Below are 23,302 nucleotides of genomic sequence, written 5' to 3'. Positions count from 1 at the left end.
CGTCAATAGGCGGCGGGTACGGCGTTGAGCCAGGGCGAAGCCGGAACGACCGGGTGGTGACCGGTCAGGTCGAACGCGTTTTCCGGCAGCCACTGTTCAAGATAGCTCACGAACGTCGCGCGGGCGATGGGGGCGGCACCCAAACGCTCCAGGTGTGGCGTATGCATCTGACAGTCGATCAGCGCGCCGCCGTTGTCCGCCATGGCGCGCGCCAGGTGCGCCAATGCCACCTTGGAAGCATCCGGCGCTTTCGAAAACATCGACTCGCCGAAAAATACCGGCCCCATGGCCAGTCCGTAAAGCCCGCCGACGAGTTCGTCGTCCTGGTGGACCTCGACGCTGTACGCAATGCCCAGGCTGTGAAGATGGCAATAGGCCGCGCGCATGTCCGGGTTGATCCAGGTGTCTGGCTCGCCCTGGCGGGGCGCGGCGCAGGCGTCGATCACGGCATCGAAGTGTTGATTCAGCGTCACGCGAAAGCCACCATTGCGCAGGCGCTTGGAAAGGCTTCGCCGCAGTTTGAACTGCGAAGGCGCCAGTACCATTCGCGGGTCGGGGCTCCACCAAAGGATCGGGTCGCCGTCGCTGTACCAGGGGAAGACCCCGCGGCGGTAAGCCTCGATGAGCCAGCGAGGGGTCAGCGCGCCGCCGGCGGCGAGCAGGCCGTTGGGCGTGTCGAGCGCGCTGGCGGTCTCCGGAAAGGCGGGTAGTGGCGATGAAAGCCAGGGCAGCATGAAGGACTCCTTGTCGCCTTTGGAAACAGCCTTGGTGATCGTCTCGAAAAAACGCCGCGAGTGCGTTTGAACGCCAACTCGAAGCGACAAGCGCTGTGATGGCGAAAGGATGCTCGGTATGATGCAAACTCGCAAGTCGATTAACGACGCCACCAGGTGTAAAGGGAGAATCGCTTGAAAGTAAACAAGACGGTAGACAAGCGAACGCAGGGCGGTTCGCGTCGACCATCGACGTCGGCCCAGTCCACTCGGGTCAAGGCCGCCAGGGATAAGGCGCGGCGTTTCGGCCTGCGCCTTCAGGGCTCGATGCGCGAAGGCGTCGTCGTGGTGCTGCTGGCGCTGTGCGTCTTTTTATTGCTGGCCCTGTTCAGCTACCAGCCGGAAGACCCGGGCTGGTCCTACCAGGGGCCGGAAACCGACGTGCACAACTGGATGGGCCCGGTGGGTGCCTGGCTTGCCGACGTGCTCTATTCACTTTTGGGGGCAAGCGCCTTGTGGTGGCCCGGCATGTTCGGCTTCGCCGCCTGGTGGCTGATGCGCTCACGCCAGGTGCGCTTCGAGATCGACCCGGTCGCCATTGCGGTGCATGCCGGGGGGCTTGTGCTGTTGATGTTCGGCACCACCATGCTCGGCGCGCTGCACTTTTATCACCCCGACAGCATTTTGCCCTACGCCTCCGGCGGTATTCTGGGCGAGGGCCTGGTCGGCACGCTGCGCCCGCTGGTGGGAAGTGGCGGGGTGGGCCTGATCGCCGCCGCGCTCATTTTGATCGGCTTTCCGCTGTTTACCGGCCTCTCCTGGCTGAACGTGGCCGACGAGCTCGGCAAACGCTTTTGTCGTCTGGGCGCCGGCTGGCGCGATCGCCGCGCCAAAAGCAAGCAAAAGCGTGAAGAGCGCGCCTCGATCAAGGCCGCCTCCAAAGAGGCAGCACGCAAGTTCAAGGAGCGCAACCGCCAGGAGAGAGAAGCGCGTGAGCAGCAGGAGGCCGAGGCGGCGCGCTTTGAGACGAGCGCGGCGGCCAGTGCGGACGCCGCTCCCCGGGCCCGCGAAGGCAGCCGCCGCGAGCCGCGCATGGCCGCCTTCGATCAAAGCGAAACCACCGATACCTCGATTCCCTGGGAGGCTGCGGCCCATCACTACGCGCCGCCGGCTCCCAGCGAGCAGCCGCCTGCCGCCGAGCCCGCCCCGAGCAAGCCGGCGGCGGTAAAACCCGCCCGCGCCGAGCCCACGCTCTCAGCCTCTAATGCCGAGGCGTTGGCAGAAGACGACGCGACGCAGACGGCAAGCGCTTCAACCGACGAGACGCCGGCAACGCAAGTGCCTCCCGTTGAAGAAGCGCCCGCCGAGCAGACGCCGCGCGAAGATACCCGCCTCGAACACGCGCCGCTCGATGACGCACCGATGGCGTCGCGCCCGGTAGACGCTGCGCCCAGCGAGCCGATGTCCGCACGCGCCCAAACACCGCTCGAGGCCGAGAACACCGAAGCGCCGACGTCGGCCACGCCGGTGCAAGTACCGGAAGAAACAGCGCCGGTGTCCAACGTGTTTGCGGCACCCTCTCGAGTTGAGGAGCCTACTTCCGAGCCCGAGCCCGAGCCCGAGCCCGAGCCCGAGCCCGAGCCCGAGCCCGAGCCCGAGCCCGAGCCCGAGCCCGAGCCCGAGCCGCGGCCGGCGCCTGCGGCCTTTGGCCCGGCCCCTGCCGAGCAGGAAGCGCCCGTTGAGCCGGCGCCCTGGAGCACGCCGTCCGACAGCGATGAAGTTCCGCTGTCGCTTCGCGCGTCAAGGCGCGATGAAGAGCCCGTGCCGCCCAATCGTTTTTTCATCGACGAGCCCCAGGAGGATGACGCGTCCGACGACGCGCTTATCGATGACGACGTGTCGCCTCAGCCGTGGAGCGCCCAGCCGCGCGAGCCGCTGAGCGCCAGCGCGCCCGAGCCGCCCCGCAGGGTGCCGGAAGTCGTGCCCGAGCCGGTGTGGGAAGACGACGAAGAGATCGAGCCCGCGTATGCGCCGACCCCGGCGCCGGCTACCACTACAACGCCTGCACCGGCCCCAGCCTCGGTCGCGCCGCGGGAAGCGCGTCAGGAGCCGACGTTCACCCAGGAGCGCGCCGCGCCGGAGCCGGATACCGGGCCCACGCTCTGGACCGTCGAGCATCTACAGAATCAGCGCCCGGCGTTCGAAACCGAAGACGAGCCCGAAGGCGAGGTGCCAAGCTACCAGCTACTTACGCCGCCGGAGCCGCATCAGCCCAACTACACCGAAGAGCAGCTTAGTGACATGGCCGAGCTGCTCGAGGTGCGCCTGCGCGATTACGGCGTGAAGGCGGACGTGGTCGACACCTGGCCCGGCCCGGTCATCACGCGCTTCGAGATCAAACCCGCACCTGGCGTGAAGGTCTCCAAGATCAGCAATCTGGCCAAGGATCTGGCGCGCTCGTTGATGGTCAAGAGCGTGCGCGTGGTCGAGGTGATCCCCGGTCGACCCACGGTGGGTATCGAAATCCCCAACCCACACCGGGCGATGATTCGCCTGCGCGAGGTGATCGACTCCGACCGCTACCAGCAGGAGAGCTCGCCGCTCACCATGGCGCTGGGCCAGGATATTGGCGGCGGTCCCGTCGTGGCGAATCTTGGCAAGATGCCCCACCTGCTGGTCGCTGGTACCACCGGCTCGGGTAAATCGGTAGGTGTGAACGCCATGCTGATCTCGATGCTGTTAAAAGCCACGCCGGACGAGCTCAAGCTGATCATGGTCGACCCCAAGATGCTCGAGCTTTCGGTGTATGACGGCATCCCGCACCTGTTGGCGCCGGTGGTCACCGACATGAAAGAGGCCGCCAACAGCTTGCGCTGGTGCGTGGCCGAAATGGAGCGGCGCTACAAGTTGATGGCCGCGATGGGCGTGCGCAACATCGCCGGCTTCAACGCGCGCCTGGATGAAGCCGAGCGCGCCGGCGCTCAGGTCGCGGACCCGCTTTGGGAGCCGCAGCCCTGGGAGATGCACCAGACGCCGCCGGTGCTCGAAAAGCTGCCTTATATCGTGGTGGTGATCGACGAGTTCGCCGACATGTTCATGATCGTTGGCAAGAAGGTCGAGGAGCTGATCGCGCGTCTGGCGCAGAAGGCCCGCGCCGCGGGTATTCACCTGATTCTCGCTACCCAGCGCCCGTCGGTGGACGTGGTGACCGGCCTGATCAAGGCGAACATTCCCTCGCGCATGGCGTTTCAGGTCTCCTCGCGTATCGACTCGCGCACGATTCTCGATCAGGGCGGCGCCGAGAGCCTGCTGGGCCACGGCGACATGCTTTACCTGCCCGCCGGTTCCGGGCCACCCAACCGCGTTCACGGGGCCTTCGTCGACGATGACGAGGTGCACCGTGTGGTCGAGGATTGGAAGCGCCGCGGCGAGCCGGAGTACATCGATGAAATCCTCTCCGGCGGCGTTTCCGCGGATGCGCTGGCCGGGCTCGAAGCCGAAGGCGGCGATGGGGACGACGCCGAGCAGGACGCGCTTTACGACGAGGCCGTGCAGTTCGTCACCGAGACCCGCAAGGCGTCGATCTCCGCGGTGCAGCGCCGCTTCAAGATCGGCTACAACCGCGCTGCGCGGCTGGTCGAGGCGATGGAAGGCGCCGGCGTGGTGTCGACGATGGGCTCCAACGGTGCCCGCGAAGTGCTGGCCCCGCCGCCGGTGGGCCAATAAGTGAGGCATCAATCGTGCAACAAGCGTGAAAGTCGCGCCACCGGTGAAACCCCGGGGCGCGATGAGCGTCTGAGTGTGGACACAGGGATGTTCCTGTCCAAATATCAAAACCGTTGCGGCACGCGCGTGCCGCCATTTGGCAACACTGCCTGGGGAGTAAGGTAATGAGCGATCAAGACACACGGCGCGGTTCTTCGCTGGCGCTGACGGCCAGCGCACTGGGTTTGACCTTCGCAGCACCGATGGCGTTTGCCAACGAGGCCGCCGAGCGTCTCTCTGAACGTCTCGAGCCGCTGGAGAGCTATCAGGCATCGTTTGAGCAGATGATCAGCGGCAGCGGCGGTGAGCGCCTGCAGGATGCGCGCGGTGAAATGTGGCTATCCCGCCCAGGCATGCTGCGCTGGGAAGTCGAAGCCCCGTACGCTCAGGTAGTGGTGTCCGACGGAAGCGAAGTCTATCTCTATGACCCGGATCTGGAGCAGGTCACGGTGCAGGCAATGGACAACCGTGTCTCCCACACCCCGGCGCTGCTGCTCTCGGGGAGCGCCTATGATCTGACTGAGAACTTCGACGTCTTCTACGCCCAGGAAGGCAGCGAAGACGTGTTCACGCTCGTGCCGACCTCCAACGAGACGCTGTTCGAAGAGCTCTCCATGGTGTTCGAAGGCGAGACCCTGAGCGAGCTGATGATGACCGACAGCACCGGCCAGCGCACGCTGATCACCTTCGACGATATCGTGCAAAACGGACGTGTCGACCGCAGCCTTTTCGATTTCGAGATTCCCGAAGGCACCGACGTTATTCGCGAAACCTACTAGGAGAAGGCGGCCTTGGCCCCGGTGCTGACCGGGGCTCAAAGCCGGCGGCTTTAAAGTCAGTCTCTAAAAGCCAATCAGGCGCTTCCCGGCGTCTGGTTGGCTTCTTCGTCTCTGGCCTCGCGCCAGGCCATGATCTCGGCAAAGCGCTTCTCCTGGCCCTGGGTGCTGGGTTCGAAAAAGCGCGTTTTGGGCAGCGCCTCGGGCCAGCAGTCGTGGGCGTCGCCGGCCGGATAGCCGTCGGGCTCATTATGGGCGTAGCGGTAGCCTTCGCCGTGGCCGAGCTCCTCCATTAGCTTCGTCGGCGCGTTTCTCAGGTAGCTCGGCACGTCCACCTGGGGCTGGCTATTGACGAACGACTGCGCCGCTTTCCAGGCGCGGTCGATGCGGTTGCTCTTGGGCGCGACCGCCAGGTGAATGGCGGCGTGGGCGATCGCCCGCTGGCCCTCGTAGTCGCCCAGGCGCAGGTAAGCATCCCAGGCGGCGATCACCAGCGGCAGCGCCCGCGGGTCGGCGTTACCCACGTCTTCCGAGGCGATGGCGCTGAGCCTTCGCACCACGTCCAGCGGGTCGCCGCCGCCCTGAATGAAGCGCGCCATGTAGAGAAGCGCGGCGTCCGGGCGCGAGGAGCGAATCGATTTGTGGATCGCCGAGAGCAGATCATAGTAGGCGTCACCCTGCTTATCGAAGGCGCTGGACTGGTGGCCGATCACATCCAAAAGCGCCGCCTTTGCCAGCACTTCCCGCTCGCCGCGCTGCTCGGTGAAGTCGCAGGCGGTCTCGAGAAGCCCCAGCGCCCGGCGCGCGTCGCCGGCGCTGGCGCGGGCCAACGCCTGGAGCACGCCTTCTTCGAGCTCGATCGACCGCCGGCCCAATCCGCGCTCGCGGTCCTCGAGCGCCTGGCGCATCACGTCGATCAACTCCTGCTCGCTTAAAGGCTTCAACACGTAGACCCGGGTGCGGGATAAAAGCGCCGAGTTGACCTCGAAGGAGGGGTTTTCGGTGGTCGCGCCGATCAGCGTCAATAGCCCGGATTCGACGTGGGGCAAAAGCGCATCCTGCTGGCTCTTGTTGAGGCGATGGATTTCGTCCAGAAAGAGCAGCGTCTGCGCGCGGGTCTGACGCGCGCGCTCGACCACCGCGCGAATCTCCTTCACCCCGGCCATCACGGCACTTAGCTGCTCCAGCGCCGAGTCCGAGGCGCGGGCCAACAGCTCGGCAAGCGTGGTCTTGCCCACCCCAGGCGGGCCCCAGAGGATCATCGAGCGTACGCTTTTCGACTCGACCATTTGGCGCAGCGGTTTATGAGGGCCGACCAGCGCCTGCTGGCCCACGTAGTCGTCCAGGTGGCGCGGGCGCATGCGAAAGGCGAGGGGGGCGCCGTCGGCGGGCGGGGCCTCGGCGCTGTCAAAAAGGTCCATGTCTTTATCCTTCGTGCGTCAGGGCGTCGAGAGTCGCCGGGTCCTGCTATGGCAAAGCGCGTTGCGGCAGGCTACCTTAGGACATACGCTTTGTAACGCGGTGTCTCGAAGCGCCGTCGTTGCCACGGATTTTTTGCTAAAGATAGGTTATCAAAGGTCAGTTGCTAAAAATTAGTTGTCACAGTGTAGTAGACATTGCTTATCCAGCGCGTGTCCAATGCCTTGACAGGGACTTTGAAGGTAAGGCTCGACCACCATTTAAGGAGTTTGGCTCATGTTAAATCAACTGCGTCTGGACCATGCCAATATGGCGCGCATGCTTCATGTGCTTCAGCTTAAGCAAAAAACGCTGGTGCAAGGCGAGCGGCCCAACTTCAAGCTGATGCGTGAAGTCGTGGACTACATCCTCGCTTACATGGACGAGTTCGCCACACCTCTGGAAAAGATCTGCGTGGAGCGCCTGGAGGAGAAGGCCTCGGAAGAGCTGCCTTTCATGGAGAAGATGGCCGAGGACTACCGCCAGCTCAAGCCGAGCCTGGCCCAGCTCTCTGATGATATCGATATGATCCTGATGGACAACGTGCTGCCGATGGATCGTTTCGCCGAGGACTTGAGCACCTACCTCGACGCCCATCGCACCTACCTTCGCCACGAGCGCGAGCATCTGTTCCCGTTGATCGACAAGTACTTCACTGACGAGGATCTGGAAGCACTTCGCCAGGCGCTGCCGGACAAGGCGCAGCAGGAGCTCGAGCGCCTGCAAAATGCCTATCCCGAGCTTTACGCCGAGCTCAATAACGCCGAAGTGCCCGACCTCTAAGACCACGCGCGCCCGAGCCTTTCGGGCGTGTTAAACTGGCGCCTTTTAAACACCCAGAGAGCGCTTGTGGCTTACTCATCCATTGGCCCGGGCGGGGCGCCATGAGCGGGCCCGTCCTGATCTTCGATTCTGGTGTCGGTGGGCTTTCGGTGGCCCGCTCGCTCACCTTGCGCCATCCAGATATCCCCCTGTGCTACGCCTGCGATAACGCCTGGTTGCCCTATGGGCTGCGCGACGACGTTACGCTCTCCAGACGTATTCTGTCCGTATGCCAAGCGGCGGTCACCGCCTGTCGGGCCAGCGCGCTGGTCGTGGCCTGTAACACCGCCAGCACCCTGGCACTGAGTGGGCTTCGCGAGGCGCTGGACATTCCGGTGATCGGCACCGTGCCCGCCATCAAGCCCGCCGCGCTTGCAAGCCGAACACGGCATATCGGCCTTCTGGCTACCCGCGCCACGGTGCACCGCCCCTACACCCAGGATCTGATCGAGCGCTTCGCCAGCGACTGCGAAGTCACCAAAGTGGCGGCCGACGCCCTGGTCACCGAGGCCGAGGCCTGGCTTGCCGGCCAACACGTCGATCACGCACGCGTGCAGCATGCGCTGGAGCCGCTCTGGCAGGCGGTGACCGCGCCATGTCCGCTCGATACCGTGGTGCTCGGCTGTACCCACTTTCCGCTGTTGAAGCCGGTGCTCGAAACCCTGGCGCCTGGGCCGCTTCAATGGATCGACTCCGGCGATGCCATTGCCCGCCGGGTCGTCGACGTCATGCCCCACGCCCGCGGCCCTCAGGATGGGCGCTCTTTCACCACCGCCGACGCCGACCACCTCGTTCGCGGCTTCGAGACCTTCGGTTTCAAGGCCCCGCACCGCTTGTCGCTGCCCTGAGCGAGGGCAGCGCTGATCACTTTTTAAGGAGCCCCCTTGGCCATTCCCGCTGTCGACCCCCAACGTTACGATGAGCAGCTCGATGAAAAGCGCACGTTCGTCGAGGCGCTGTTCGCGCCGTTTTCACCGCCAGCGCTCGAGGTCTACGCGTCGCCGCCGAGCCATTACCGTCAGCGCTGCGAGTTTCGGATCTGGCACGAAGGCGACGACCTGTTTTACGCCATGTTCGAGGTCAACCCGAGTGATCCCAAGGATAAAAAGGTCGTGCGTCTGGATCAGTACCCGGTGGCCAGCGAGCGTATCAACGCGCTGATGCCGAAGCTTAGAGAGGCGTTTTTGCAAAGCGATACGCTCAGGCGGCGACTCTTTCAGGTCGAGTTTTTGACCACGCTTTCCGGCGAGGCGCTGGTCACGCTGATCTACCACCGACCGCTCGACGAGGCCTGGGAAACTGAGGCGCAGGCGCTGGAGAAGACGTTGGGCATCATGATCATCGGCCGCTCGCGCAAGCAGCGCCTGGTGCTGACGCGTGACCACGTCTGGGAGCGGCTGACGGTGGAGGGGCGCAGCCTCGACTACCAGCAGGTGGAGAACAGCTTCACCCAGCCCAACGCCCACATCTGCCAGACCATGCTCGAGTGGGCAAGGCAAGCGACCCGTGATCAAACCGGGCGCGATCTGGTGGAGCTTTACTGCGGTAACGGCAACTTCACCATCGCGCTTGCAAGTAATTTTCGCCGCGTGCTGGCCACGGAAATTTCTCGTACGTCGGTGGCCAGTGCTAACGTTAATATCGAGGCTAACCATATTGAGAACGCGGTGGTGGCGCGGATGTCCGCCGAGGAGTTTTCGCTGGCGTTAAAAGGCGAGAAAACCGGGCGCCGGGTCGCCGAGATGGAACTCGATAGCTTCGATTTTTCGACCGTGCTGGTGGACCCGCCGCGGGCGGGGCTCGATGAGCAGAGCTGTCGGCAGATCAGCGAGTACGAGCGGATCGTCTATATTTCCTGCAATCCGCAAACGCTTGCCGACAATCTCGCGCTTTTGACGCAAACCCACGACATCGAGCGCTTTGCGCTGTTTGACCAGTTCCCGTTTACCCACCACTGTGAGTGTGGCGTGGTGCTGGTAAAGCGATAAATGACCTTGATGCCAGTACGGCATACTCCATAAGCAAGTTGGCAGATGGTTAGAGAGGAGCGAGCTGCTACAGTAAGCTAACGGAAATCGTGGCCCCAAGGCCGATTATTGTTCGTTTTGGCCCCACCGGCCCAGGCAATCGAGGTGATGGATGCACAACGTTGCGAGTGATGAGAGTCGACAAGATCTTTTGAAACAGCTGCAGGAGCGCCTGGAAGCGCGGCTGGAGCCGGACCGGGCGGCGTGTATCGAAGCGTTCGCCCGCCACTTTTACGCCACCGTCCCGGTGGAGGATCTTGTCGACCGCCGTCTCGACGATCTCTACGGCGCCACGCTATCGATCTGGCAGTTTTTGCTGCACCACGACCCGCAAAGCCCGAAGGTGCGCATTTTCAACCCGGATTTCGAAGAGGACGGCTGGCAGTCGCACCACACCTTCGTGGCGGTGCTGCACGAAGACATGCCGTTTCTGGTCGATTCGGTGCGCATCGAGCTCAACCGCCGGGGCTTGACCGTTCACGCGATTCAAAACGCCGTGTTCGCCGTGGACCGCGACGACCGTCATCGCCTCGAGACCTTGACCACGCCGCGCGACGAGAACGCCCCGGAGGCGCGAGAGTCGCTGATCGTCATCGAAGTGGATCGTCAGACCGACCCACAGGCGCTGTCGAATATGGAGGAGAAGCTTCACAACGTGCTGCGCGACGTGCGCACCGCGGTGGAAGACTTCGACCCGATGTGCAATCAGATCACCTCGGCCATTCAGGAGCTCGAGAAAAACTGCCCGCCGCAGCTCGACCCGGACGACCACGAAGAGGCCATCGCATTTCTCGAGTGGCTCTTGAAAGACAACTTTACCTTTTTGGGCTACGACGAGTACTACCTGAAGGACGGCGAACTCGAGCGCGATCCCAATAGCGTGCTGGGCGTTTTCCGCCTGAATCAGACGCGCTACCGCGAGCGCATCCGTACCGAAGAGGGCGTCGACGAAAGTGGCTTCGTGCTGGTACCGCAACTTCTGTCGTTCGCCAAGAGTGCGCATCATAGTCGCGTACATCGCCCTACCTACCCGGACTACATCACCGTCGACCGCTACGACGACGACGGCAACGTGATCGGCGAGCGGCGTTTTTTCGGCCTGTTCACCGCCACGGTGTACAACGAATCGCCGCGCAACATCCCGCTATTGCGTCGCAAACTCAAGGCGGTGATGGATATTGCGGGCTTCAACCCGCGCGGTCATAACGGCAAGCAGCTGCTGCAGATTCTGGAAGTCTTCCCGCGTGACGATCTTTTCCAGATCGACACCGAGCAGCTTGCCGAGACGGCACTGGGGATTCTCAATATCCGCGAGCGCCGTCAGGTGCGCCTGTTCATCCGCACCGACGTGAGCGGCAAGTTCTATTCGTGCCTGGTGTTCGTGCCGCGGGACGTGTTCTCCACCGACCTACGTCAGCGCATTCAAACCATGCTGTGCGACGAGCTCGACGCCCGCTTTGGCGATTTCAACACCTACCTCTCCGAGTCGGTGCTGGCGCGCATCCAGCTCATTTTGCGCTTCAAGGGCGACTCGCCCACCCCCTACGATTTGAAACGGCTCGAGAACAAGGTGTCGAGACTTTCGCGCAGCTGGCGCGACGAGCTTTTTGACGCCATGAGCGAGGGCTTTGGCGAAGAGCGCACTAACGAGCTGATGGAGCGGTTCCAGCAGGCGTTTTCGGCAAGCTACCGCGAGGACTTCAACGCCCGCACCGCGGTGTTCGACATCCAGCACCTGTTAACGCTGCGCGGCGACAAAAAGCTGTCGCTGTCGCTCTACCGGCCGATGGAAGAGCAGGTCGGCGGCATGAACCTGAAGCTCTATCATCGCGACAGTCAGATTCCGCTCTCTGACGTGCTGCCGATGATGGAAAATCTTGGCCTGCGCGTGCAGGGTGAACGCCCTTACGATATCGCAAGCCCCCACGCGCGCTACTGGATTCATGACTTCGAACTCGAGCATTCGCGCACCGGGGTCGACATGAGCCAGATGCGCGATATTTTCAGCGAAGCGTTCCAGCGCATCTGGGCAGGCCAGGCAGACAACGACAGCTTCAACCGGCTGGTGCTCGGCGCCGGGCTCGACTGGCGCGAAGTCGCGATGCTTCGCGGCTACGCGCGCTATCTCAAGCAGATTCGCTTTGGCATGTCCCAGGACTACATCGCCACCACGCTTGCCAACTACCCGTTGATCACCCAGAGCCTGGTCGAGTTGTTCCAACAGCGCTTCGACCCCGAGGTCGAGTCTCACGACACCCAAGCCTGCGAAGAGCGCCTGAACGAGCATCTCGACGGCGTGGCGAGTCTCAGCGACGACCAGCTGTTGCGCCGCTTGATGGAGCTGATCAAGGCGACGCTTCGCACCAACTACTATCAGCGAACCGAGCAGGGCGAATTCAAGGATTACATCGCCTACAAGCTCGAACCCACGAAAGTGACCGGCATTCCCAAGCCGCGACCGATGTTCGAAATTTTCATGTGTTCGCCGCGGGTCGAGGGTGTTCATCTGCGCGGCGGCAAGGTCGCGCGCGGCGGGCTGCGCTGGTCCGAGCGCCTCGAGGATTACCGCACCGAGGTGCTGGGGCTGATGAAGGCGCAGCAGGTCAAGAACTCGGTGATCGTGCCGGTCGGCGCCAAGGGCGGTTTCGTCTGCAAGCGCATGCCGGAAAACGCCGACCGCGAAACCGTGCAGAACGAGGGCATCGCCTGCTATCAGATTTTCATCCGCGCGCTGCTGGACGTGACCGATAATCTCGAAGGAAGCGAAGTGGTGCCGCCGCAGAACGTGGTGCGCCACGACGAGGACGATACGTATCTGGTGGTAGCAGCGGACAAGGGCACGGCGTCGTTTTCCGACTACGCCAACGCGATCTCACTGGAGTATGGCCACTGGCTCGGCGACGCCTTCGCCTCGGGCGGCGCCAACGGCTACGACCACAAGAAGATGGCGATCACCGCGCGCGGTGCCTGGGAGTCGGTCAAGCGTCACTTCAAGAACCTGGATCTCGACACCCAGCGTGATCCTTTCACCGTGGTCGGCATCGGCGACATGGCCGGCGACGTGTTTGGCAACGGCATGCTGCTGTCCGACAAGATCCAGCTGGTCGGGGCGTTCAATCATCTGCACGTCTTCGTCGACCCCAATCCGGATACCGACGCCTCTTTTGCCGAGCGCAAGCGAATGTTCGACATGGGCCGTTCGAGCTGGGAAGACTACAGCCAGGAGCTGATATCCCAGGGCGGCGGCGTGTTCAGCCGCAGCGCGAAGTCGATCACGATCACCCCGGAAATGGCTGAGGTCTTCGATATCGAGGCCGACAAGCTCTCGCCTAACGAGCTCATCAACGCCATGCTCAAGGCGAAGGTCGATCTGATCTGGAACGGCGGTATCGGCACCTACGTCAAGGGCTCCGAGGAGACCGACGCCGACGTGGGCGACAAGGCCAACGATGGGCTTCGCATCAACGGTAATGAGCTCAACTGCCGCGTGGTGGGCGAGGGCGGCAACCTCGGTTTGACCCAGCGCGGGCGCATGGAAGCCGCGGCAAAAGGCGTGCGCGTCTACACCGATTTCATCGACAACGCCGGCGGCGTGAACTGCTCGGATCACGAGGTCAACATCAAGATCCTGATCGACGAGGTGGTCAAGCGCGGCGACATGACCGAGAAGCAGCGCAACGAGCTGCTCGCCGAGATGACCGATGAGGTCGGCGAGCTCGTGGTTCTGGACAACTACCGTCAGACCCAGTCGATCGACCTGTCTGAAATGCTCTCCCGCCAGGGCTCCGGGCCGTACCGGCGCTTTATCAGCGAGCTCGAAAGCGCCGGTCAGATCGACCGTGAACTCGAGTTTTTGCCCTCGGACGAAGTGCTCAAGGAGCGCGCCAGCAATAACGAAGGCATGCGCCTGCCCGAGCTATCGGTGCTGACGTCTTATGCGAAAAGCACGCTCAAGGGGGATCTGATTGAGTCCAACGTGCCGGACGATCCTTACATCGACCGCCACCTCGAGCGGCTGTTTCCCTCCGTTTTGGTCGAGCGCTACCAGAAGGAAATGTACGAGCACCGTCTGAAGCGTGAAATCGTCGCCACCCAGGTCGCCAACGATCTGGTGGATCACATGGGCGTGGTGTTCATTCGCCGGCTGATCGACTCTACCGGCGCGGGCCGCGCGGACATTACCCGCGCCTACGTGATTGCCCGCGACGCCTTCAACTTCAATGAGTTGTGGGGCCAGATCGAGGCGCTGGACAACCAGGTGCCCAACCGCGTTCAGTACTCGATGATGCTTGATTTGATGCGCCTGATCCGCCGCGCGACGCGCTGGTTCGTGCGCCTGCACATGGGGCTCTCCACCCAGGATGCGATCGAATACTTCCGGCCGCGGCTTTCGCAGCTTCAGGAGAGCATCGGCGAGCTTCTAAGCGGCGAGGAGCAAACGCAGTGGCTCAAGCGCCGCGACGAGCTCGTCGAGCAGGGTGTACCGGAAACACTGGCCTCGACCGTGGCCGGCGCGCCCAATCTTTACGGCGGGCTTGGGATCATCTTCGCCGCGCGCAGCACCAACGAAAAGCCCCAGCGCGTGGCCGAGGTATTCCACGAAATCGGCAGCCGCCTGGAGCTGCCCTGGATGACGCGTCAGGTGACCCAGCTCGAGGTGCGCGATGCCTGGCAGGCCCAGGCGCGGGAAACCTTCCGTGACGACATCGACCGCCAGCAGCTGGCGCTGACCATCAGCGTACTCAACATGGACGCCGGCAGCCGCGATACCCAGGAGCTGGTGGATGAGTGGCTCAAGCAGCACGCGGACCTTCACCGCCGCTGGCGCCGTTTGATCGAAGAGGTGAGCGGCGGCACCGAGGGCGGCTTTGCGCTCTTTGCCGTGGCCGTACGCGAACTCGTCGATCTGGCCGAAAGCGGTAGCGAAGGCTAGGCGGTCCACTCGCTTGACCCGGCGCGCCCCGCTTTGCGGGGCGCGCTTTTTTGTGGGCAGATGCCGCGTTGTGATGCATGGCCTCGGCGCATTTCTGCGACACCCACCGCTTTAAGGTATACTCCCGCCCGATTCTGTTGCCTACGCTATCGCCACCCTTCGATGAATGCCCGGAGCCCTCGATGTATCAGCTCACCCGCTCGCTGCTGTTTCGCCTCGACCCTGAAACCGCGCATGGCCTTACCCTCACCGCGTTGGACAAGCTCTATCAAGCGGGCGGCGTCGAGCGGCTATATGGGCCCGCAGTGAGCGATCCGGTAGAGCTGATGGGGCTCAGGTTCGCCAACCGCGTGGGGCTGGCCGCGGGGCTCGATAAAAACGCCGATCACCTGGATGCACTGGGCGCGCTCGGCTTTGGTTTTGTCGAGGTGGGTACGGTGACGCCCAAACCCCAGCCGGGCAACGACAAGCCGCGCCTGTTTCGCCTCGCCAAGCATGGCGCCATCATCAATCGCTTCGGGTTCAACAACAAGGGCGTGCTGCACCTGGTCGAGCAGGTCAAAAAGCGCCGCTATGCGGGGCTGGTCGGCATCAATATCGGCAAGAACCTCACGACGTCGGTGGACGGGGCGCTGGGCGATTACCTGACGTGCCTGGAGGCAGTGCATGGCGTGGCGGACTATGTGACGGTGAACGTCTCTTCGCCCAATACGCCGGGGCTTCGAACGCTGCAGTTCGGCGACCAGCTCGATGCGCTGCTTGGGCCTCTTCGCGAGCGCGCCAATGAACTGGATGCGCAAACCGGGCGCCGGGTGCCGCTTTTGATCAAGATCGCTCCGGACATGAGCGATGAGGAGATCGCGCTGGTCGCTCAAAGCATTACACGTAACGCTTTTGACGGCGTTATTGCGACCAATACCACCGTCGAGCGCAGCGCGGTGAAAGGTCATGTTCACGCCGAAGAGGCGGGCGGGCTTTCGGGGCGGCCGGTGTTCGAACCCTCGAACCGGATCATTCGCGCGCTGCGCGCGCACTTGCCGGGCTTGCCCATCATCGGGGTCGGCGGCATCGATAGCCCTAAAAAGGCGCAGGAAAAGCTCGCTGCCGGCGCGGATCTCGTGCAGCTCTACTCCGGGCTCATTTATGAAGGCCCCAAACTTGTGAGTGGCTGCGCCAAGGCGCTTGCGAAGGGGTAAGGGGTAAGGAGTAAAGTCTCGCGGTCAGGCACGAAAAAGCCCGCTTGAAAACAGGCGGGCTTGGTCGGTTAAATCTGGTTTTGAAGGTTCGTTTGAAAAACGTCCGGGTCAGGTCATGACCATCGGGTTTTTATGGATACCGGAGACGCCCGTCATGCCGTCCCACTGATCACCGCGACCTTCACGCCAACCGCTCATCCAGTACTCGCGTAAATTGATGTCCTGGCTTGGGCAATCGTCACGAGAGCGACCCGTGACACCCGCTTTGTAACCGTGAACGTATGCCCGCTGGAAGCGATCACGCTTTTGTCGTTTCATTGGCTGACCTCTCTTATGAAAGCCTTGGGTATGAAGCGGCTAACCGGCGCGATGAAAAAAACCGGAAGCAGCCTCGGAGCTTACTTCAAGAGCGAGTAGGTTCCGGGCCACGGGTTCGGCACTCACGTGCATAACGACCCGGAACAACTCGACAAGCCAAGGGTTTGCGTCGACGCAAAGGTTGGTCGTTCGGCGTCAAACCCTGACAATGTACGCATGCGTTTAAGTAGCTACTCTCTTATTGTTAGCCCATGATATGGTCCCTTGTCGACCCCCAAATTGTCATCGAACGTAAACACATTTGCCATATACAGGAATTTCGCGCGGTTACGCGCGCCGATGCTTATGACCGAGCCCAGCCAGAACGCCTCGCTAGAGTTTTTAGCCACCTGCCCCAGAGGCATCGAAAGCCTTCTGCTCGATGAGCTTTTGGCGCTGGGCGCCCGTCCGGACAAGGCCACGGTGGCCGGGGTCTACTTCAGCGCCGATCTCGAAACCGCTTACCGCGCCTGTCTCTGGTCGCGGCTGGCCAACCGAGTCGTACTCGTGATCAAGCGCGCGACGATGGTACAGAGCGCCGCCGAGCTTTACAGTGCTGCGCTCGGCGTGAGCTGGCCGTCGCACGTTAGCGCCGGTAACACCCTGGCGGTCGATTTTCACGGGCGCAGCGACCAGATTCGCCACACCCGCTTTGGCGCGCAAACGGTCAAGGACGCGGTAGTGGATTCGCTGGCGCTGGCGGGGTTGCCGCGCCCGGACATCGACACCAAAACGCCGGATCTGCGCCTTTACGCCCATCTTCATCGGGCGAATTTGACCCTGGGGGTCGATCTTTCCGGCGACAGCCTGCACCGGCGCGGCTATCGCAAGGAGGTCGGTCACGCGCCGCTCAAGGAAAACCTGGCCGCTGCGCTTTTAGTGCGGGCGGGTTGGCTTGAGCGCGCCAAGCAAGGGGAGGCGCTGGTCGACCCGCTTTGCGGCTCGGGCACACTGTTGATCGAGGCGGCCCTGATGGCCGCCGATCAGGCTCCCAACCTGCATCGCCCGCGTTTTGGCTTCGAAGGCTGGGCGGGCCACGACGTCGCTATCTGGCAGGAGCTCAAGCGTGAAGCCCAGGCGCGCGCCTCGATCGGGCGAAAACGCTGCAAGACCACGCTCTACGGCTTCGATCAGAGCCCGGCGGCAATCTCCTCGGCCCGGGCCAATGCCATGCGCGCCGGCGTGCCCGCGCTGATCGAGCTGGCCGGGCAGAGTCTGTCACAGCTCACCCGGCCCGAGGCGCTCGATCAGTCGCGCGGCCTGATCATCACCAACCCGCCGTATGGTGAGCGCTTGGGCGAACTTCCGGAGCTTGTCGGCCTGTACGCCACGCTTGGCGACAAGGCGCGCGCGCTCTTTCCTGGCTGGACGCTGGCGGTGTTTACCGGCAACCCGGATCTGGGCCATCGCCTCGGGCTTCGCGCCCACAAGCAGTACGCGCTGAAAAACGCCGCGCTCGACGCCCAGCTGCTGCTGATGGAGATCGACGCGACGCCTCAGGCGAGCGAAAGCGATGAGCGTATCGAGCAAGGGGAGAGCCAACCCGCCGCGCAGGCGGTAAGCGGCGAGCGCCAGGTCTCGGAGAACGCCCAAATGTTCGCCAACCGGCTGGCCAAGAACCAGAAGCGCTTGAAGAAGTGGCTCAAGCAGAGCGGAGAGACCTGCTACCGGATATACGATGCGGACATGCCCGAGTTCGCGCTGGCCGTCGACCGCTATGGCGACAAGGTGCACGTGCAGGAGTACGCCGCGCCGAAGTCGATCAACGCCGGCCAAGCGCAAAAGCGCCTGTTCGATGCGCTCGAAGTGCTGCCCGAGGCGCTCGGCGTGCATTCAAGCGCCATCTACATCAAGCGCCGCGAGCGCCAGGTTGGCAACGCCCAGTACCAAAAGCGCGGTGCCAGCGGTGAGCGTTTCGAGGTGCGCGAGGGCGATGCCCGGCTGTGGGTCAACCTGCGTGACTACCTGGACACCGGGCTTTTTCTGGATCACCGCCCGGTGCGGCGTATGCTCGGCGAGCTGGCTCAGGATAAGCGCTTTTTGAACCTGTTCTGCTACACCGCGACCGCCACGGTACAGGCCGCGCTCGGCGGGGCGAGCGACAGCGTCAGCGTGGACATGTCCAACACCTATCTGGAGTGGGCCAAGGACAATTTCGCGCTCAACGATCTCGACCAGCGCCGCCACCGGGTAGTGCGCGAGGACTGCTTTCGCTGGCTCGAGCGCGCCGATACCCAGTTCGATCTGATCTTCATGGACCCGCCGACCTTCTCCAACTCGAAGAAGATGCGCGACACCCTGGACGTGCAGCGCGACCACCCGCGCTTGATCGAACTCGCGATGGCGCGGCTGGCCCCCGGCGGCACGCTGGTGTTTTCCAACAACCAGCGCCGCTTCAAGCTCGACGAAGCGCTCACCGAGCGCTATCTGGTGGAAGAGATCACCGCTAACACCTTCGACCCGGATTTTCAGCGGCGAACGAATCTGCACCACGTCTTCACGCTGCGCCACCGGGTCTAAAACGGCGTTATAGCGCGTCCAGAAGCGATAGCTGGCGCATCGCGTCCTGAGCTTCCGGGGTGTGGTCGTCGGCTTCCAGCACTTTATCGAACCCGCGCGAGGCCTGGATGGTGGCCTCGTCGTCGAGCCACATTTGCGCCTGTTCGCGGGTATCGGCCAACTGATGTTTCAGCCCGCCGAACTGAGTGCCGATCTGCCCCCAGGCGCGGCTGAAGATCCAGTCGCCGAACATGTCCTGGTGAATATGCACCAGCACATAGTCATGGTCGGTTTCCCAGCGTACGATCACTATGGTCTCCTCAAAACCTGTTCTCCTTGAATACGTCCTGTCACGCCTCGCGCGCCTCCAACGTATTGTAAAGCCCGGATATTGAAACGCCTATGAAACTCGTCATCGATGCGAACATTCCCGCCGCCGACACCTGCTTTGGTCACCTGGGCGATATCCTGCGTCGCCCCGGTCGCGAGATCAGCGCCCAGGACGTAAGCGATGCCGACGCGCTGATCGTGCGCTCGGTCACCCAGGTCGATGCGGCGCTGCTCCAAAAGAGCCCGGTGCGCTTCGTGGGAAGCTGCACCATCGGCGTGGATCACGTCGACCTCGACTTTCTGGACGAGCTCGGCATCGGCTTTGCCAGTGCCCCGGGCTGTAACGCCGAGGCGGTGGTGGACTACGTGCTGGCAAGCCTTTTGACGTTGGCCGAGCAGGGCGGCTGGTCGCTGTTCGAGCGCACCGTTGGAATCGTGGGCGCGGGCAACGTCGGCGGGCGGCTCAGGGCGCGCCTCAAGGCGCTTGGGCTGGCGGTACTGGTGTGCGACCCACCGCGGGCCGAGCGCGAGGGGGCCGAAGGCTTCGTCGCGCTCGATGAGCTCATCGAGCGCTGTGACGTGCTCTGCCTGCACACGCCGCTGGTACGCGAAGGCGAGCATGCAACCCGCCATCTGCTCAACGCCGAGCGGCTCGCGGCGCTTGCGCCCAACACGGTGCTGATCAATGCCGGGCGCGGCGACTGTGTGGATGGCCAGGCGCTGGATGAGCGCCTAACGGCGCGCGGTGATCTCGAGGCCGTGCTGGACGTGTGGGAGAGTGAGCCTGCCATCGATGCCGGCTTGTTCGAGCGGGTCGCGCTTGGCACACCCCACATTGCCGGCCACAGCCTGGATGGCAAGCTGCGCGGCACCTTCATGATTCAACAGGCGCTGACGCAAACGCTAAACCTGCCCGAAGGGCCGTCATTTTCCAGCCTTTGCCCAGCGCCTGCATTGAGAGCGGTGCATTTACAAGGTGCGCTGCCCGTCGAGGATGCGCTACGTTTATGTATGAGAGCGGTCTACGACGTGCGCCGCGATAGGCAGGCGCTCAAACGAGAGTGCCGCCAGCGCGGGGCGGCGGCCGGTTTCGATGACTGCCGAACGAACTATCCGCTGCGCCGTGAGTTCGCCACCCTGGAGGTTCAGTTGTCGGGCGATGCGCGCTCACTCGAAGCTGTGCTGTCTGGGGCGGGCTTCAACGCCCGATGCATCGAGTAGGCGCCATAGCGGCGAGCGCGATAGATAACGCTTGCACGGGCCCGGCAGGTTGTTTTATATCGAACAAACTACCCGACGAGGACCGCACGTCATGGATAAACGAATCACGATCCTGCCGACCGAGGCCATCGGAAGCCTTCCCCGTACACAAGCGCTGATGCAGGCCCAGCGCGAGTACAATGCGGGCCAGCTGGATTGGATAGCCATGCAGGCTCTTTTTGATGAAGCGGTAAAGCAAGCCATGAGCGAGCTGGAAGCCACCGGCTCGCCGATCATCACCGACGGCGAGCAGCGCAAGACCCATGGCTTTGCCACCTATCTGGTCGAGGGCGGTCACAACTTCGCCCCGGACGGTCTCGAAATTCCCTTCAGCGATGGCCACGTGCGCCGCCTGCCGCGGCTGGTATCCGGCCCGTTTCGCTACGCACTCTCTGCCGCCGACACGCTCGTAAAAGCGAGGCACTACACGAAACTGCCCATGAAGCAGGCGATCATCTCAGCTTCGGCGGTGAGCCTTTTTTACCCCTCCGAGCCAATCGAGGGCTACAGCCGCGCTCAGTTTCTCGAGGATTTGATCGACGAGCAGGAGAAAGAGATCCGCGGCTGCTTCGCCGCGGGGGCCGACAAGGTGCAGATCGACTTTACCGAGGGCAGGCTGGCGCTCAAGCTCGACCCCAGCGGCAGCGTGCTCGATAGCTTCATCGAACTCAACAACCGGGTACTGGCACGGCTCACCGAGGAGGAGCGCCAGCGTATCGGTGTTCACACCTGCCCAGGCGCTGACCACGACGCCACTCATAGCGCCGATGTCGACTACGCGGAGCTGTTGCCGAGTTTGTTCGAGCTCAAGGCCGGCAGTTTCTACATCGCCATGGCCGGCGAGGCGGACCCGGAGCGCGGACTCAAAATCGTTGCGCGCTATTTAAAGCCTTGGCAGCGCGCCTTTATCGGCGTGATCGATGTCAACGACCCGCGTATCGAAACCCCCGAAGAGGTGTGTGAGCGCGTGCTGCAGGCGGCTCGCTTCATCCCGCTCGAGCAGTTGGGTACCACCGACGACTGCGGTTTTTCACCGTTTTGCGACGATGTTTCCACCTCGCGGGAAACCGCGCTGGCCAAGATTCGCGCGCGCATAGAAGGAACGAAGCTGGCGCTCGAACGGCTGCACGCCGGCGCCCTGCATGAATAGAGATCCAGCGCCCCTTCAGAGCATGGCTGTCTTCGATGCCCAGCAGCGTCTGGTCGACTGGAACGCCGGGTTTGCCGAGGAGTTCGCCGATGCCGCGACGCTTCTCAACCCGGGCGTGAGCGCCACGGCGATTCTTGAGGCTTGCCTGTTGCCTGAACGGGCGCTGGATCTTTCCTGGCTCGACGCGCAGGCACTGCCACCGGAATTCGAGTACATCAATGGCCGGCGCTCGCTAACGGTCACCCAGTTACCTGGCGTCAATGGTCACGTCATTCGCTTGGCCCGTACCCACGAGCCCGCGCCGCCACTTCACTCTGGCATGCTCGAAGAGAGCGCCGATCGGCTGCGCTCGGCGGCGCTGCAAATTTCCACGGCGGTATTGCGCCGCCGCGAGCAGGAGCATCAGCGTCTTCACGAACTGGCCCTCAAGGACGGGCTCACTAGCGTTGCAAACCGTCGCTACTTCAATGAGCGGCTGGACCAGGAGTGGCGGCGCTGTCGTCAGGACCAGCTATCGCTGTCGATGTTTTTTCTCGATATCGACTTTTTCAAGCGCTACAACGATCACTACGGCCATGTAAGCGGCGACGAGTGCCTGAAGGCCATCGCCGACCTGCTCAAACAACATATTCACCGCCCCCGGGATCTGGTCGCGCGCTACGGCGGCGAGGAGTTCATCTGCCTGCTGCCGGGCACGGATCTATTCGACGCAACGCGCAAGGCGCTCGAGCTCGAAGCCGCCGTTCGCGCGCTGGCGCTGCCCCACAGCACCTCGGATGTCGCGCCGGTAGTGACGATCAGCCTGGGCGTTGCCAGCACGCGCTGTGTGACCGGCGACGACCCGTCGGTACTGATCAAGGCGGCCGATCAGCTGCTTTACGAGGCCAAGGCGGCCGGGCGAGGATGCGTGCGTTCGGCGCTGTATACGCTGGTCACGTGAGCATTCAAGGGCATGAAAAAGCGAGGCGCCCTGAACCGGCTGGTCCAGGGCGCCTCGCGATCGCGTAGCAAGTGTTTTTAAAAGGGCTGGCTATAAGCGCTTATTGGCGATAGGCCGCTTCCTTCAACGCGCGAATGCGCTCATCCAGCGGCGGGTGGCTGGCAAAGAGTTTCTCCAGAAGCGAGCGGGTCTGGCCCTTGGTGATCGCCATGGCGCGCATGGTGTCGGGCATTTGATCCGGCATCTCGGTTTCGGCTTTCAAACGCGCCAACGCGTTGACCATGGCGTTGGTGCCGGCAAGCCTGGCGCCGGCTTCATCGGCACGATACTCGCGAAAGCGCGAAAACCAGGCGACGATGGCCGAGGCGATGATGCCAAAGACGATCTCCGCGACCATGACCACCGCAAAGTAGCCCATGAACCCAAGCCCGCCTTCGCTGCCGCGGCTTTTCAAGAAGCCGTCGAGCAGGTGCGCCACGGCCCGGGCGAAGAACATGACGAAGGTGTTGACCACGCCCTGAATCAGCGCCAGCGTCACCATGTCGCCGTTGGCCACGTGACCGATTTCGTGGGCCAGTACCGCGCGTACCTCGTCCGGGCGCATGCGGTTGAGTAGCCCCGCCGATACCGCGACCAGCGCATCGTTTTTGTTCCAGCCGGTGGCGAAGGCGTTGGACTGCTGCGCCGGAAAGATACCGACTTCTGGCGTCTTGATGCCCGCCTCGCGGGAAAGCTCGGCCACGGTGTCCACCAGCCACTGTTCGGTGGAATTGGAGGGCGCCTCGATCAGCACGGTGCCGGTGGAGCGCTTGGCCAGCCACTTCGACATGAACAGCGAGATCATCGAGCCCGCCATGCCAATGATGAAGCAGAACAGCAAAAGGCCGGTGAAGTTGATGCCCTGACTTCGTAAATAGCCTTCCACGCCAAACAGGCGCAGCGTAAAGCTTGCTACCAGCACCACCGCAAGGTTGGTGGCCAGAAACAGCAGAATACGCATCATCGTAGTGATCTCCTTCAGGATTTTAAACGGTTGACGTTCAGCGGTTAGAGTCGGTTATCGCGCGCCAGTTTCC

16 protein-coding genes are annotated in these 23,302 nt (G+C 63.0%); 11 read left to right on the top strand and 5 right to left on the bottom strand.

Annotation, left to right across the window (positions count from 1 at the left end; translation table 11 throughout):
* Window positions 1-2: 2 nt before the first annotated feature.
* Window positions 3-734 (bottom strand): leucyl/phenylalanyl-tRNA--protein transferase, encoded by a 732-nt coding sequence (gene aat / locus RN346_RS11745; protein WP_311961205.1) that lies wholly within the window; start codon window positions 732-734, stop codon window positions 3-5.
* A 174-nt stretch (window positions 735-908) separates the two neighbouring features.
* On the opposite strand from aat, the gene RN346_RS11740 reads away from it, so the two are divergent.
* Together RN346_RS11740 and lolA are read left to right on the top strand one after the other, a co-directional pair.
* On the top strand, window positions 909-4,439 hold the full coding sequence (locus RN346_RS11740) for a DNA translocase FtsK 4TM domain-containing protein (protein WP_311961204.1): 3,531 nt from the start codon (window positions 909-911) through the stop codon (window positions 4,437-4,439).
* A gap of 164 nt (window positions 4,440-4,603) precedes the next feature.
* Window positions 4,604-5,257, top strand: coding sequence for an outer membrane lipoprotein chaperone LolA (lolA, locus tag RN346_RS11735; protein WP_263586638.1), 654 nt, complete (start codon window positions 4,604-4,606; stop codon window positions 5,255-5,257).
* A 74-nt stretch (window positions 5,258-5,331) separates the two neighbouring features.
* Here lolA and RN346_RS11730 read toward each other — a convergent pair whose 3' ends face one another.
* Window positions 5,332-6,675, bottom strand: coding sequence for a replication-associated recombination protein A (locus RN346_RS11730; RefSeq protein ID WP_311961203.1), 1,344 nt, complete (start codon window positions 6,673-6,675; stop codon window positions 5,332-5,334).
* 274 nt (window positions 6,676-6,949) lie between these two features.
* Between RN346_RS11730 and RN346_RS11725 the strand changes: the two genes are divergently transcribed.
* From RN346_RS11725 to RN346_RS11705, 5 genes are all read left to right on the top strand, one after another.
* Window positions 6,950-7,495 carry a hemerythrin domain-containing protein gene (locus tag RN346_RS11725; RefSeq protein WP_263586640.1) on the top strand — a complete coding sequence of 182 codons (546 nt, stop codon included), beginning with the start codon at window positions 6,950-6,952 and terminating at the stop codon, window positions 7,493-7,495.
* A 101-nt stretch (window positions 7,496-7,596) separates the two neighbouring features.
* A complete protein-coding gene (gene murI / locus RN346_RS11720) occupies window positions 7,597-8,382 on the top strand; it encodes a glutamate racemase (RefSeq protein ID WP_263586641.1) in 786 nt (261 codons plus the stop codon).
* Between the two features lie 36 nt (window positions 8,383-8,418).
* Window positions 8,419-9,522, top strand: coding sequence for a tRNA (uridine(54)-C5)-methyltransferase TrmA (trmA, locus tag RN346_RS11715; RefSeq protein ID WP_311961202.1), 1,104 nt, complete (start codon window positions 8,419-8,421; stop codon window positions 9,520-9,522).
* Between the two features lie 151 nt (window positions 9,523-9,673).
* Window positions 9,674-14,494: an NAD-glutamate dehydrogenase gene (locus RN346_RS11710; protein ID WP_311961201.1), complete on the top strand. Its 4,821-nt coding sequence runs from the start codon at window positions 9,674-9,676 to the stop codon at window positions 14,492-14,494.
* Between the two features lie 182 nt (window positions 14,495-14,676).
* A complete protein-coding gene (locus RN346_RS11705; RefSeq protein ID WP_311961200.1) occupies window positions 14,677-15,690 on the top strand; it encodes a quinone-dependent dihydroorotate dehydrogenase in 1,014 nt (337 codons plus the stop codon).
* Window positions 15,691-15,798: 108 nt separating this feature from the next.
* Here RN346_RS11705 and rmf read toward each other — a convergent pair whose 3' ends face one another.
* Window positions 15,799-16,008 (bottom strand): ribosome modulation factor, encoded by a 210-nt coding sequence (gene rmf / locus RN346_RS11700; RefSeq protein ID WP_227388219.1) that lies wholly within the window; start codon window positions 16,006-16,008, stop codon window positions 15,799-15,801.
* A 345-nt stretch (window positions 16,009-16,353) separates the two neighbouring features.
* Here rmf and rlmKL point away from each other — a divergent pair, with 345 nt between their 5' ends.
* Window positions 16,354-18,567, top strand: a complete 2,214-nt coding sequence (rlmKL, locus tag RN346_RS11695) for a bifunctional 23S rRNA (guanine(2069)-N(7))-methyltransferase RlmK/23S rRNA (guanine(2445)-N(2))-methyltransferase RlmL (RefSeq protein WP_311962713.1) — start codon at window positions 16,354-16,356, stop codon at window positions 18,565-18,567.
* 7 nt (window positions 18,568-18,574) lie between these two features.
* On the opposite strand, the gene RN346_RS11690 is transcribed toward rlmKL, so the two are convergent.
* A complete protein-coding gene (locus RN346_RS11690) occupies window positions 18,575-18,856 on the bottom strand; it encodes a hypothetical protein (RefSeq protein ID WP_263586645.1) in 282 nt (93 codons plus the stop codon).
* 92 nt (window positions 18,857-18,948) lie between these two features.
* Here RN346_RS11690 and pdxB point away from each other — a divergent pair, with 92 nt between their 5' ends.
* From pdxB to RN346_RS11675, 3 genes are all read left to right on the top strand, one after another.
* Entirely contained in the window at window positions 18,949-20,097 is a 1,149-nt protein-coding gene (gene pdxB / locus RN346_RS11685; protein WP_311961199.1) for a 4-phosphoerythronate dehydrogenase PdxB, read from the top strand.
* Between the two features lie 91 nt (window positions 20,098-20,188).
* On the top strand, window positions 20,189-21,286 hold the full coding sequence (locus RN346_RS11680; RefSeq protein WP_311961198.1) for a cobalamin-independent methionine synthase II family protein: 1,098 nt from the start codon (window positions 20,189-20,191) through the stop codon (window positions 21,284-21,286).
* A complete protein-coding gene (locus RN346_RS11675) occupies window positions 21,279-22,226 on the top strand; it encodes a diguanylate cyclase (RefSeq protein WP_263586648.1) in 948 nt (315 codons plus the stop codon). Before RN346_RS11680 ends, RN346_RS11675 begins: the two co-directional genes overlap by 8 nt.
* A gap of 100 nt (window positions 22,227-22,326) precedes the next feature.
* Here RN346_RS11675 and htpX read toward each other — a convergent pair whose 3' ends face one another.
* Window positions 22,327-23,229 (bottom strand): protease HtpX, encoded by a 903-nt coding sequence (htpX, locus tag RN346_RS11670; protein ID WP_263586649.1) that lies wholly within the window; start codon window positions 23,227-23,229, stop codon window positions 22,327-22,329.
* Window positions 23,230-23,302 lie beyond the last annotated feature (73 nt).

Source organism: Halomonas sp. PAMB 3232 (assembly GCF_031954225.1).
Classification (GTDB): Bacteria; Pseudomonadota; Gammaproteobacteria; order Pseudomonadales; family Halomonadaceae; genus Vreelandella.
This window is presented reverse-complemented; position numbering and strand designations above follow the sequence as displayed.